Genomic DNA, 12898 nt, shown 5'->3' on the forward strand with positions numbered 1-12898 from the left:
AGGTGGAGGTCTCAGTCTCCGCGCCCCACCCCGTCGGCAGCGAAGTCCTGCAACCCCACCACCCTCAGCAGCCGCAGGCGTTCGTGGGTCTCCGTGCCCGGGCGGGCCGTGTGGACGACCAGGAGCTGGTGGTGCTCGTGACTGAGCAGGACCTCGCAGTCCAGGTCCAGCAGGCCGACCAGCGGGTGCAGGAAGCGTTTCGTCGCCCTGTGGCGCAGGGACACCTCGTGGGCTTCCCAGAGGCGGGCGAACTCCGCGCTGCCCGAACGGAGTTCGGCGACCAGCGCGGCCGGTTCCGGGTCGTCGGGGCGGGCGGCGGTCACCGCGCGCAGGTTGGCCACCTGGGCGCGGGCGTGGTCCGCGCGGTCCTCCTCCGGGAACAGGGTGCGCGCGGCCGGGTCCAGGAAGTACCTGCGGACGAGGTTGCGCTCGCGCCGGGGCCGGGACATCACGTCGAGGGTCAGCGCCCTGGCCATCGCGTTCTGGGCCAGCACCTCACCGCAGTCGGTCACCACCTGCGCCGGGGTGTCGTCCAGCCGGTCCAGGATCAGCATCAGGCCGGGCGACACATGCGTCGACGCGGTCTCGCGGCGCGGCGGCTCCTCGCCGGCCAGGTGGAAGAGGTGGTCGCGTTCGTCGGCGGTCAGGCGCAGGGCGCGGGCCAGCGCCGTCAGCGTCTGGCGGGACGGACGCGGCCCCCGGGACTGCTCCAGGCGGGTGTAGTAGTCCACCGACAGGGCCGCCAGCTGGGCCACCTCCTCGCGGCGCAGGCCGGGGGTGCGACGGCGGGCGCCCGGGGGCAGCCCCACGTCCGAGGGGGCGAGGCGGGCCCGGCCGCGGCGCAGGAAGTCGGCTAGTTCGGCTCGGTTCACCCCTCCAGGCTGCGTCCTCGCGCCCGGCTTATCCAGGGACCGCCGGTCCCCCGATCGACGGGTCCCTCCCGCCCGGCCGGGCCCCGGCGCAGGGTGGGAGCACAGACCGAGAGGGGAAGACCATGCTGACACTCGTGACCGGCGCCACCGGACAGGTCGGCCGGCGGTTCGTGCCGCGGCTGCTGGCCCAGCGGGAGCCCGGTGAGCGCGTACGCGTCCTGGTGCGGGAGGAGGCGCGCGGGGAGCGGTTCGCCGCACTGGGCGCCGAGGTGGTGACCGGGGATCTGCGGGACGAGGAGGCGCTCGGCAAGGCCGTCGCCGGCGCGGACGCCGTCGTGAACGTCGCCGCCTCCTTCCGCGGGGTGCCCGACGAGGAGGCGTGGGCCGTCAACCGGGACGCGGCCGTGGCGCTCGGACGGGCCGCGCGCAGCGCCGGGGTGCGGCGGTTCGTGCAGGTCAGCACGGGGATGGTGTACGGCGTCGGGCGGGACGGGCCGCTCACCGAGGACGACGAGATCCGGCCCGGCGGCATGATGTGGGGCGCGTACAACGAGTCCAAGGCGGCCGCCGAGCGGGAGCTGCTGGCGCTGGAGGGGCTTCAGGTGCGGATCGGCCGGCTGCCCTTCGTCTACGGCGACGGCGACCCCCATCTCGCCCAGGCCCTGCAGTGGGCCGAGAGCTGGGCGTCGGCCCAGCGGCTGCAGATGGCCCACCACGCCGACGTCGCCCAGGGGCTGCTGCGCCTGCTGTACGCGCCCGCGGTGGGCGGGCCGGTCTACAACATCGCCGACGACGCCCCCGTCACGACGGTCGAGCTGTACCGCCTCAACGGGGTCGAGGTGCCGGCCGGAATCGGGACCGGGACCGGGGCCGACCCGTGGTTCGGGATCATGTCCACCCGGCGCATCCGCCGGGATCTCGGCTTCCGCCCGGTCTATCCGTCGGCGTGGACCGCCCGGGACGCCGGAGCGCTGTGAGCCGCAGAGGTCACTCCACCCCCCTGATCCGCCCCACCAGCACCGCGCCCGCCAGGCTCACCGCCGCCGCCACCAGGTACAGCATCCGGTAGCCGCCGAGGTAGGTGACGATCGGGGCGGCGAGGACGGGGGCCGCGACCTGGGGCAGGGAGTTGGCGACGTTGATGACGCCGAGGTCCTTGCCCCGGTCCAGGGCCCTGGGCAGGACGTCGGTCATCAGCGCGAAGTCGACGGAGGCGAACACGCCGTAGCCGATGCCCTGCACGGCCGCCGAGACGATCGCCCCCGGCCAGGTCTGCCAGATGACGAGCCACGCCGTCCCCACCGCCATCAGCACACCGGACCAGACCACGAACGGCTTGCGCCGGCCCACCCGGTCCGACCAGACGCCCGCGACGACCACGGTGGCGAGCAGGGTGAGCCCGTTCACCGCCGACAGGATCAGCACGCCCTGGTCGGGGTCGGCGTAGTGCAGACGGTCGCGCAGGTAGTACAGCAGGTACAGCAGCACCAGCGCGTTGCTCAGGTTCATCAGGAACCGGGTGATCCAGGCCCAGCCCAGGTCGGGGTACTTCCTCGGGCTCAGCCAGAAACCCTTCAGGAAGCCCGGCCAGGACCAGGCCGGCCGGTCGGTCACCGGCAGCCGCAGATCCTCGTAGCGCAGGACGTACGGCAGCACGCCCAGCGCCGTGAACACCGCGCACGCCACATAGCCCGCGCCCACGCCGCCCGCCGCCGTGGCGAGGGCCGTGCCGCCGACCACGCCGAGGACCTGCGCCACCCCCAGCCAGCCGCCCACGGCACCGCGCTGGGACCGGGGCACCCGGTCCGGCACCGCCGCCGTGACGGCCGCGAACGCCGCGTTCAGGGTGAGCTGCACCAGGCACCAGCCCAGCGCCATCGTCCACACCCCGTCCGCCACCGCGAGCAGCAGCAGGGACAGGGCGCCGCCCACGGCGCCCGCCACGATCCACGGGGTACGGCGGCCGAACCGGGACACCGTCCGGTCCGACAGGGCGCCGAACAGCGGGTTCGCCCACAGCGACACCAGGGCGCCCACGCCGGTGACCCAGGCCAGCATGGTCTCCTTCGACATGCCGGAGCCGGGCGCGAAGTCCTTGGCCTGGGAGGCCAGCAGGATCTGCAGCGGGCCGTACCAGCCGACCCAGATGGCCCCGTTGGCGAGGGACAGGGCCGACGTCCAGCCCTTGCCCACGCGCTCGACGGGCTCGGCCAGCGCGGCCCCGGGGACCGCGGGGGCGCCGCGGTCCGGCGCCCTGTCCTCGGTCGTCATCCCCGCGCCCGCGGTGCCTGCGACCGCAGGACGTCCCGGTACCACTGGTAGGACGCCTTCGGGGTGCGGGTCTGGCTCGCGTAGTCGACGTGGACCAGACCGAAGCGGCGCGCGTAGCCCTCCGCCCACTCGAAGTTGTCCAGCAGCGACCACACGAAGTAGCCGCGCACGTCCACGCCCGCCTCCAGCGCCCGGTGCAGCGCGCGGACATGGGCGTCGAGGTAGGCGATGCGGTCCTGGTCGTCGAGGCCGTCGTAGGAGCAGCCGTTCTCGGTGATGACCACCGGCGGGAGGCGGTCCCCGTAGCGGTCCTTGAAGGTGGTGAGCAGTTCGGTGAGGCCCTCGGGGACCACGGGCCAGCCGAAGTCCGTCACCGGCACGCCCTCGATCTCCCTTACGGAGAACGGGAGTTCGGCGGGCATGGTGATCCCGCCGAACTCGATCTCGGTGCCCTGCGGGGCGCCCACCCTGGTCGGGGCGTAGTAGTTCACGCCGTACCAGTCGAGCGGCTCGCCGATGATCTTCAGGTCGGCGGCGACGTCGCCGGGCATCAGCTCGCCGATGCCCTCCGGGTACTCGCCCAGCAGCAGCGGCTCCGCGAACAGGCGGTTGAGCAGGAGGTCGTAGAAGCCGGCCGCCTCCAGGTCGGCCGGTTCCCGCGAGGCGGGCCAGGTCGGGCCGTGGGAGTTGGCGACACCGATGTCCGTGACGCCGGCCGCGCGCAGGGCCCGTACCGCGAGACCGTGGGCGAGGAGCTGGTGGTGGGCGACCGGCAGCGCGTCGAAGAGCAGCTGCTTGCCCGGGGCGTGGGTGCCGAGGGCATGGCCGAGGAGGGTGTGCTCGGCCGGCTCGTTGAGGGTGATCCACTTGCTCACCCGGTCGCCGAGGCGGTCCACGACCGTCGCCGCGTATTCCGCGAAGAGCGAGGCGGTGTCCCGCTCCAGCCAGTCCAGGTGGGCCGGCAGGTCCCAGTGGAAGAGGGTGGGGACGGGACGCACGCCCGCCGCCAGCAGCTCGTCCACCAGGGCGTCGTAGAAGTCCAGACCGCCGGGGGAGTTCACCCGGGGCCAGGATATGGAGAAGCGGTACGCGTCCACCCCGAGGTCCTTCAGGAGGGCCACGTCCTCGGTGTGGCGGTGGTAGTGGTCGCAGGCCACCGCCGCCGTGGAACCGTCCTTCACCCGTCCGGGCTCGGCGGAGAAGGTGTCCCACACGGACGGCTCGCGCCGGTCCGCGGCGCCCTCGATCTGATGGGCTGAGGTGGAGACGCCCCACAGGAAGCCGGCCGGGAACTGGGGGATCGGGTGCACCGCGTCGCGCGGATCGTTCGCCATGGGCGGGATCATCCTTACCCACCGGTAAGGAAGTCAACGCCCGGGCGGAAACTACCGGTTGCACGCCCCGGCGCACGGCGGCTCAGGCCCCTTCCCGCAGCACCCGCGAGATGAGCTTGCGCTGCTCGGGGGTGAGCCGGGGATCGGCCGCGTACACCGTCCCCCCGTCCACCGTGATCTCGTAGCTGAACCCGTCCGGGACGCCCTGCGGAGGGGTGGCGCCGCCGTCCGCCAGCGCCTGCTTCGCCAGGTCCTCCCACTCGCGGGCATCGGGGCGTCCCGAGGTGTCCACCTCGGCGTGCCGCTCGATGCCCGCGAAGCCGCCCGTGCGACTCACTCGAATCCGCATGGGATCGTGTCTAGTACGGATCTACAGGATCCGCACCCCCACCTGTTCCCATGCCTTCTGCACGGCCTGGAGCTCGTCGCCGCCGTCCCCGAACCGCGCCCGTGCCGCCTTCACGGTCAGCTTGGCGAAGTCGGTGAACAGCGCGCGCTGCCCCAGCTTGCCGCCGGTGAGCACGTCGTACCAGATCTGGCCGGCCTTCTCCCAGGCGTGTCCGCCGAGCGCGGTCGCGACCAGGTAGAAGGCGTGGTTCGGGATGCCCGAGTTGATGTGCACACCACCGTTGTCGCGGCCGGTGCGGACGTAGTCGTCCATGGTCGCGGGCTGCGGGTCCTTGCCGAGGACGTCGTCGTCGTACGCCGTGCCCGGGGCCTTCATCGAGCGCAGGGCCGAACCGGTGACGGCGGGGGCGAGGATGCCCGCGCCGATCAGCCAGTCGGCCTCGGAGGCGGTCTGGCCGAGCGTGTACTGCTTGATGAGCGAGCCGAAGACGTCGGACATCGACTCGTTGAGGGCGCCCGGCTGGCCGTAGTAGGTCAGGTTCGCCGTGTACTGCGTGACGCCGTGGGTGAGTTCGTGCCCGATGACGTCGACGGAGTTGGTGAAGTCGACGAAGATCTCGCCGTCGCCGTCGCCGAACACCATCTGCTCGCCGTTCCAGAAGGCGTTGTTGTAGCCCTCGTCGTAGTGGACGCTGGCGTCCAGCGGCAGACCGTCGCCGTCGATGGAGTGGCGGGCGTAGGCCTTGAGGTAGAGGTCGAAGGTGGCACCCAGGCCGGAGTAGGCGCGGTTGACCGTGGCGTCCTGGCCGGGGTCCTGGCCCTCGGAGCGGACCTCGGTGCCGGGCAGGTCGGTGCCGTGCCCGCAGTCGTAGATCGAGCGCAGCGGCTGGTCGGCCGGTGCCTTCGGGATCGCCGTCGGGCCGGCCCACAGGCCGTACTCGGTGCCCACCCGGCGGCGGTTGCGCAGCTCGCCGTCGCGCAGCAGGGTGCGCTGGGCGGGCCGGGACAGGGCGGGGTCGTCGTTGCTCGCCAGCTTGTCGAGGACATGCGGCGGTACGACGGTGCAGAAGACGGGCTCGAAGCCCCCGTTCGTCGTCATGCGTCGCACCATTGCACTGTGTTATCCGGCTGTCACGACAGGCAACCATGATCGGTGAAAAACAGTGACAAACGCGGCTGATCTGCGGCGGGGAGTGGTATAGCGCACGTTTCGCCCTTTTGGTCCCCCCGGTCCCGCATACTGATACGGACCCACGCGACGGGAGCGGCTCGGCTAGGCTGCGGAGCACTATGCGTTTCGGGCTGCTTCTCCTTAGCTGCCGCGGCGAGGGCCTGTAAGACAGGTCGACTCCCTCCCCGCGGAGCTTTGCGTTGCATCGTCGGCCGTCCTTCCGGACATCCTGAGGAGCCCCGCGACCATGGCGAACCGCCAGCAGCCCAGCCAGATGCCGATCCACAAGTACGGTCAGTACGACCAGGTCGACATCCCCGACCGCACCTGGCCGAACCAGCGGATCACCGTAGCCCCCCGCTGGCTCTCCACCGACCTGCGGGACGGCAACCAGGCCCTGATCGACCCGATGTCGCCCGAGCGCAAGCGCCGGATGTTCGACCAGCTGGTCAAGATGGGCTACAAGGAGATCGAGGTCGGCTTCCCCGCCTCCGGCCAGACCGACTTCGACTTCGTGCGCTCGATCATCGAGGAAGAGGGCGCGATCCCCGACGACGTCACGATCTCCGTGCTGACCCAGGCCCGCGAGGACCTGATCGAGCGCACGGTGGAGTCGCTGAAGGGCGCGAAGCGCGCGACCGTCCACCTGTACAACGCGACCGCCCCCGTCTTCCGCCGGGTGGTCTTCCGCGGCTCCAAGGACGACATCAAGCAGATCGCGGTGGACGGCACCCGTCTGGTGATGGAGTACGCCGAGAAGCTGCTGGGCCCGGAGACCGAGTTCGGCTACCAGTACAGCCCCGAGATCTTCACCGACACCGAGCTGGACTTCGCGCTGGAGGTCTGTGAGGCGGTGATGGACGTCTACCAGCCCGGTCCGGGCCGCGAGATCATCCTCAACCTGCCCGCCACGGTCGAGCGCTCCACCCCCTCCACCCACGCGGACCGCTTCGAGTGGATGAGCCGCAACCTCTCACGCCGCGAGCACGTCGTCATCTCCGTCCACCCGCACAACGACCGCGGTACGGCCGTCGCCGCCGCCGAACTGGCCCTGATGGCCGGCGCCGACCGCGTCGAGGGCTGTCTGTTCGGCCAGGGCGAGCGCACCGGCAACGTCGACCTGGTGACCCTGGGGATGAACCTGTTCTCCCAGGGCGTCGACCCGCAGATCGACTTCTCCGACATCGACGAGATCCGTCGTACGTGGGAGTACTGCAATCAGATGGAGGTCCACCCGCGCCACCCGTACGTGGGCGACCTGGTCTACACGTCCTTCTCCGGCTCCCACCAGGACGCCATCAAGAAGGGCTTCGACGCGATGGAGGCCGACGCGGCCGCGAAGGGCGTCACCGTCGACGACATCGAGTGGGCGGTGCCGTACCTGCCGATCGACCCCAAGGACGTCGGCCGCTCCTACGAGGCCGTCATCCGCGTCAACTCGCAGTCCGGCAAGGGCGGTATCGCGTACGTCCTGAAGAACGACCACAAGCTGGACCTGCCGCGCCGGATGCAGATCGAGTTCTCGAAGATCATCCAGGCGAAGACGGACGCCGAGGGCGGCGAGGTCACCGGCTCCGACATCTGGGCCGTCTTCCAGGACGAGTACCTGCCGAACCCGGAGAACCCCTGGGGCCGCATCCAGGTCCGCACGGGCCAGTCGACCACCGACACCGACGGCGTGGACACCCTCACCGTCGAGGCCACGGTCGACGGTGAGGACACCGTCCTGACCGGTACCGGCAACGGTCCGATCTCGGCCTTCTTCGACGCCCTGCAGTCCATCGGCATCGACGTACGCCTGCTGGACTACCAGGAGCACACGATGAGCGAGGGCGCCTCCGCCCAGGCCGCCTCCTACATCGAATGCGCGATCGACGACAAGGTCCTGTGGGGCATCGGCATCGACGCGAACACGACGCGTGCCTCGCTGAAGGCGGTCGTCTCGGCGGTCAACCGCGCGACCCGCTGACCGGTCTGACCGGCTGTTTCGGGGCCTTGACCGCCGTATACGGCGATCAAGGCCCCGTCGCTTATCGGCCACCGTTCCGTGGAGGTCACGGAAAGGTATCGTCCTGGGTGCTGACTACTCCTCCCCCCTGTGGCTAACATCACGCAGACGTGGCGATGTTGCCGCGGGGTTACGGAGGTGCGACGTGCTGCCAGGACGGGGACGAGACGGCCAGGTCACCTGGCTTGCCCGCATCCTGGGCACCCGCACCGCGTGGACACCCGTCGGGGACGGCGAGTTCTTCTGCCCCGGCTGCGGCGGCGACCGCAACTACCAGCGGCTGACCGGCCGCCGCAGATTCACCCTCCTCGGCCTGCCCGTCCTCTCGCGCGGCGAGACCGGCCCGGTCGTCGAGTGCGCGGCCTGCCGGTGCCAGTACGGCACCGACGCCCTCGACCACCCCACCACCACCCGCTTCTCCGCGATGCTCCGCGACGCCGTCCACACCGTCGCCCTCGCCGTCCTCTCCGCGGGCGGCACCTGCGCCCGCCCCTCCCTCGACACCGCCGCCGAGGCGGTCCGCGCGGCCGGCTTCACCGACTGCACCCGCGAACAGCTCGCCGCCCTCGTCGACGCCCTCGCCGCCGACACCGGCCGCACCTACGGCGAACCCTGCGGCGCCGGACTCGCCATAGAGCTCCACGAGGCCCTCGACCCCCTCGCCCCCCATCTCGCTCCCACCGGCCGCGAGGCGATCCTCCTCCAGGGCGCCCGCATCGCCCTCGCGGACGGCCCCTACACCCCCGCCGAACGCGAGGTCCTCGCCACGGTGGGCGCGGCCCTGACGATCGACGCGGAGGAGGTCACCCGCCTGCTGACGGCGGCGGGGACGCCCTCCTGACCACAGGGAGGCCGGCCGGGCGGGACCGAGCGCGGCCCGCCGTCGTGGCGTACCAGCCGCGGACGGTGACGCCGGGGACCATATGAGGAGTCCGTCCAAGGAGCCGCGATGACCCCGCTCAGCCGTGCCCTCCTCGCCGCCGCCGTTCTGCTGGCCCCCCTCGGCGCCGCCGGCCCGGCCGTCGCGAGCGCCGGTCGTTGCGGCTCGTCCGTGCCGTACGTCTCCGGCCGGGACGGCTACGCCTCCTACCGGATCCCCGCCGCCGTCAGCACCCGGCGCGGCACCCTGCTGGCCTTCGCCGAGGGGCGCCGGGTGGGCGCCGGGGACACCGGGGACATCGACATCGTGCTGCGCCGCTCCACGGACGGCGGCTGCACCTGGGGCCCGCTGACCGTGGTGGCCGCCGGGGACGGCGACACCCGGGGCAACCCGGCGCCGGTGGTCGACCCGCGCACCGGGGCCGTGGTCCTGGTGAGCTGCGCCAACCCCGGCACGGCGACCGAGGCGCAGATCATGCGCGGCGAGGCGCCGGGCCGCCGGGTGTACGTGCAGCGCAGCGCGGACGACGGCCGCCGGTTCACCCCGCCGCGGGACATCACGGACGAGGTCCGGCTGCCGTCCTGGCGCTGGTACGCCACCGGCCCCGGCCATGCCCTCGCCCTCACCCGGGGCCCGCACCGGGGCCGGCTGGTCGTCCCCGCCGACCACTCCGCCGCCCCGCCCGCCGGCTCCGCCGACACCGGCCGGGAGGCCCGCCACTACGGTGGCCACGCCCTGCTCAGTGACGACGGCGGCCGCAGCTGGCGGCTGGGCTTCGTCGACGCCGGCCACGACGGCACGGTCAACCCCAACGAGAGCACGGCCGCCCAACTGCCCGACGGCCGTGTCTACTTCAACGCCCGGGACCAGGGCGGCCGGGCGCCCGGCAACCGGGTGGACGCCGTCTCCGCGGACGGCGGCGAGACCCTGCTCCACCCCTACGCCCCGCAGCCCGCCCTCGCCGACGCCCCCGTCGTCCAGGGCAGCACGCTCCAACTCCTCGGCGCGGGAGCCCCGTTGCTGTTCTCCGCCCCCTCCGACCCCACCGCCCGCCGCGCCCTCGCCGTCTGGCGCAGCACGGACAACGGCACGTCCTTCACCCGGGCGGTGACCCTCTCCGAACGGCCCGCCGCCTACTCCGACCTGGTGCCGGTGGACGCGCGGACGGTGGGTCTGCTGTACGAGACGGGGACGGCGGGGCCGTACGAGACGATCGAGTTCCGCCGCCTGGACACCACCCGCCTCTGGAGGGGCGCCGCGGACACGACCTAGTGCCGGGACCGGAAAGGTTCACCGGCTCGCGGCGTCCGGCACGGCACCTCGCCGCGTTGTCGCATCACCCGAGTACATCCCGTACGCGGGCGACGCTCCGCCTTGCGATGCACCGCACCGGACGTCGCGAGCTTCCCGGCAAACCTTCCCGGTCACGGCACTAGGGCAGCTCGCGGTCGTACGTCTTGTCGGTGTCGGAGTCGTAGACCAGCTTGCCGGCCGCGTCGTAGCCCATGACGTGCGGGGCGAGTTCGACCTGCTCGTTCAGGGTCCCGGACGCGATGTACCAGCCGTGGTCCAGGACGGCCGGGTCGACGGTGCTGTCGCCGTAGGAGACGGTGACCCGGGTGACCGACGGGTCGACGTAGCCGATGGCGGCCCATCGGAACGGCAGCTTCCACTTCCCCTTGTCGATGACCGACTGCATGTACAGGCGGGCGCCGTTGGGGTCGGGCACGACCACGCCCGCCTCCGGGGCCGCGGCGTCTCCGGAGCTGATGTTGATGCCGTCGGCCTCGCCGCCCTTGACGTTGCAGATCAGCCGGGCCCCGACCGAGCCGTCCCGCACCGCGACGACGTGGAAGCCGTCGCCGGGGCTGTTGGAGTCACCGGTGCTCTTCGCGGCGAGGATGATCCGGTAGTCCGACGCCTTGCCCGGCATGTCGGTGATGGACGAGACCCGCTCGGCGTCCAGGCACTTCTGGAGCCCCTCCGCGGCCTGCGTGAAGGTGATGCCGTCGAGCAGCTGCGCATCGCTCGCCGGCCGCTGGGGACCGGAGGACGGCTCCGTCGCCCCAGGGCTCGCCGGGGCGCTGGCCGAGGTCATCGGCGCCGCCGTGTCGGCACCCCGGTCCCCGTTCCCGCCGGCCCACGCGTACGCCCCCACGGGCACCACGGTCAGCGCGACCAGCGCCGCTCCCACCGCCGTCATCCGGCGCCGTCGTTCCGCCATGCCCTGCCTCCTGATCGCCGGGTACGGGGCCGGTGCGGGGCGGACGATGTCGGCGTCCCGCACCAGCAGCTCCCGCAACTGCCTCTCGAACAACTCGTCAGCCCCGTCGGCGTGCCGGTCGCCGTTCACCTGGTGCCTCCCTGCCCGGAGACGGCGCGGCTGGGCGCCAGTCCCGGATATGTGCGCAACTTCGCCAGCCCCTTCGACGCCTGGCTCTTGACCGTGCCCGGAGAGCAGCCGAGCACCTCGGCGACCTCTGCCTCCGAGAGGTCCTCCCAGTACCGCAGGACGACCACGGCCCGCTGCTTCTTGGGCAGCTGGGCCAGCCCGGCCATGAGGGAGCCGCGCTCCTCCACCCGCCCGGTGACCTCGTCCAGCCCCGCCCGGTCCGGCGGCGCCGCGGTCAGCGCCTCGGTGACCCGCCGCTTGCGGAACCGGTCGCTGTTGCAGCTGACCAGCATCCGCCGGACGTACGCCTCCGGGTTGTCGGTGCGCGCGATCCGCTTCCACGAGCGGTACGCCTTGGCCAGCGCGGTCTGCGTCAGGTCCTCCGCGTGGTGGACGTCCCCCGTGAGCAGATACGCGGTCCGCACCAGCCGGGACCACCGCGCTCTGACGAACTCCTGGAACCGATCCTCTAGTTCGGCCTGCATCAAGCACCCTCCTCGCCCTCCAGACCACCGGCCGGGGGGAATCGGTTGCCTGTACGGGTGGCGCAGGTTCGAATGAGGGGATGGACGAGTCTTCGGAGGCGTGCGGGGGCTGGCGGGCCGGTGAGCCCGGTGTGCTGGTGCTGCCGTCGGGGCGGACCGTGCGGGGGCGCGGGCTGCGGCGGGAGCTGGATCCGGCGGCGCCGCGACCGTCGTACGGGATCTATCTGCTCGGCAAGGAGCCGCCGCCGACGCCCTGGGAGGGGCGCTGGGTGCGCTGGCCGGACTTCCGGCTGCCCGCGGACCCCGCCGACGCCCGCGCCGCGTTCGCGCAGGCGTGGCGGCGGGCGGCGCACGAGCGGGTGGAGGTCGCCTGCGGCGGCGGGCGCGGGCGGACCGGGACGGCGCTGGCCTGTCTGGCGGTGCTGGACGGCGTACCGGCGGCCGAGGCCGTGGCGTTCGTGCGCCGGTACTACGACCGGCACGCGGTGGAGACGCCGTGGCAGCGGCGTTTCGTACGGCGGTTCACAGCGTCAGCGACATGAGCAGCCGGTCCTCGCCGGGACCGAAGCAGTCCTCGCGGGGGCCGCCGGGGTCCGGGACGAAGCCCAGGGAGAGGTAGAGGGCGACGGCCGTCTCGTTGCCGGGCTCCACGGAGAGCCAGGCGGAGTGGGTGCCCCGCGCGCGCAGCCCGCCGAGGAGCTCCGTCATGAGCTGCCGGCCCAGGCCCCGTCCGCGCTGGACGGGAGCGATGGCGAGACTGAGGATCCAGCTCTGCGCCTCGTGCGGCGAGGTGGCGAGCACATAGCCGTGCACCGCGCCGTCCTCCTCCAGGAGGAGCAGGAAGTCGGGGAAGGCGGTGATGAGTTGGCGCAGGACGAAGAACGGGTAGGCGTTGCAGGGAAAGGCCTCCTCGTCCAGGCGCTCGAGCTGCGGCAGATCGTTTTCGGTGGCGCTGCGGATCCGCAACCGCGTCCTTCCCGGTTCGCCGGGCTCTCCTGGGAATGGGAGCATGAACTCCATCATGACTCGTGAGGGCTTCTGCCACCCCGTGCGGAATGCCGACGCTCCCTGGGACGACTTCGACCCCGGGCGTACAGTGATCATTTCCGGGGAAGCGGCAGAGTCCACTCCAACCGC

General features: G+C 72.3%; 13 protein-coding genes. 5 read left to right on the top strand and 8 right to left on the bottom strand.

What is annotated here, in order from left to right; all coding sequences use genetic code 11:
- Nucleotides 1-11: 11 nt before the first annotated feature.
- Nucleotides 12-872 (bottom strand): helix-turn-helix transcriptional regulator, encoded by an 861-nt coding sequence (locus tag U5640_RS30445; protein ID WP_340379672.1) that lies wholly within the window; start codon nt 870-872, stop codon nt 12-14.
- Between the two features lie 122 nt (nt 873-994).
- Between U5640_RS30445 and U5640_RS30450 the strand changes: the two genes are divergently transcribed.
- A complete protein-coding gene (locus tag U5640_RS30450) occupies nt 995-1849 on the top strand; it encodes an NAD-dependent epimerase/dehydratase family protein (protein WP_340379674.1) in 855 nt (284 codons plus the stop codon).
- A gap of 10 nt (nt 1850-1859) precedes the next feature.
- On the opposite strand, the gene U5640_RS30455 is transcribed toward U5640_RS30450, so the two are convergent.
- The 4 genes from U5640_RS30455 to U5640_RS30470 all read right to left on the bottom strand — a co-directional run bounded on the left by U5640_RS30455 (nt 1860) and on the right by U5640_RS30470 (nt 5924).
- Complete coding sequence (locus U5640_RS30455) at nt 1860-3143, bottom strand: MFS transporter (protein WP_340379676.1); 1284 nt, start codon at nt 3141-3143, stop codon at nt 1860-1862.
- Entirely contained in the window at nt 3140-4477 is a 1338-nt protein-coding gene (locus tag U5640_RS30460) for a GH1 family beta-glucosidase (protein ID WP_340379678.1), read from the bottom strand. Before U5640_RS30460 ends, U5640_RS30455 begins: the two co-directional genes overlap by 4 nt.
- A gap of 82 nt (nt 4478-4559) precedes the next feature.
- Nucleotides 4560-4826, bottom strand: a complete 267-nt coding sequence (locus tag U5640_RS30465) for a protealysin inhibitor emfourin (protein ID WP_340379680.1) — start codon at nt 4824-4826, stop codon at nt 4560-4562.
- A 21-nt stretch (nt 4827-4847) separates the two neighbouring features.
- On the bottom strand, nt 4848-5924 hold the full coding sequence (locus tag U5640_RS30470) for a M4 family metallopeptidase (protein WP_340379682.1): 1077 nt from the start codon (nt 5922-5924) through the stop codon (nt 4848-4850).
- Between the two features lie 319 nt (nt 5925-6243).
- On the opposite strand from U5640_RS30470, the gene leuA reads away from it, so the two are divergent.
- The 3 genes from leuA to U5640_RS30485 all read left to right on the top strand — a co-directional run bounded on the left by leuA (nt 6244) and on the right by U5640_RS30485 (nt 10156).
- A complete protein-coding gene (leuA, locus tag U5640_RS30475; RefSeq protein ID WP_340379683.1) occupies nt 6244-7965 on the top strand; it encodes a 2-isopropylmalate synthase in 1722 nt (573 codons plus the stop codon).
- A 184-nt stretch (nt 7966-8149) separates the two neighbouring features.
- Complete coding sequence (locus U5640_RS30480) at nt 8150-8845, top strand: TerB family tellurite resistance protein (protein WP_340379685.1); 696 nt, start codon at nt 8150-8152, stop codon at nt 8843-8845.
- Between the two features lie 108 nt (nt 8846-8953).
- On the top strand, nt 8954-10156 hold the full coding sequence (locus tag U5640_RS30485) for a sialidase family protein (RefSeq protein WP_340379687.1): 1203 nt from the start codon (nt 8954-8956) through the stop codon (nt 10154-10156).
- 160 nt (nt 10157-10316) lie between these two features.
- On the opposite strand, the gene U5640_RS30490 is transcribed toward U5640_RS30485, so the two are convergent.
- A complete protein-coding gene (locus U5640_RS30490; RefSeq protein WP_340379689.1) occupies nt 10317-11237 on the bottom strand; it encodes a hypothetical protein in 921 nt (306 codons plus the stop codon).
- Nucleotides 11234-11761, bottom strand: coding sequence for a SigE family RNA polymerase sigma factor (locus U5640_RS30495; RefSeq protein WP_340379691.1), 528 nt, complete (start codon nt 11759-11761; stop codon nt 11234-11236). Before U5640_RS30495 ends, U5640_RS30490 begins: the two co-directional genes overlap by 4 nt.
- Before the next feature lie 80 nt (nt 11762-11841).
- On the opposite strand from U5640_RS30495, the gene U5640_RS30500 reads away from it, so the two are divergent.
- Nucleotides 11842-12303 (top strand): protein phosphatase, encoded by a 462-nt coding sequence (locus U5640_RS30500; protein WP_340379693.1) that lies wholly within the window; start codon nt 11842-11844, stop codon nt 12301-12303.
- Here U5640_RS30500 and U5640_RS30505 read toward each other — a convergent pair.
- Nucleotides 12284-12772, bottom strand: coding sequence for a GNAT family N-acetyltransferase (locus U5640_RS30505; protein ID WP_340379695.1), 489 nt, complete (start codon nt 12770-12772; stop codon nt 12284-12286). The genes U5640_RS30500 and U5640_RS30505 overlap by 20 nt on opposite strands.
- Nucleotides 12773-12898 lie beyond the last annotated feature (126 nt).

Source organism: Streptomyces sp. SS7 (assembly GCF_037993025.1).
Lineage (GTDB): Bacteria > Actinomycetota > Actinomycetes > Streptomycetales > Streptomycetaceae > Streptomyces.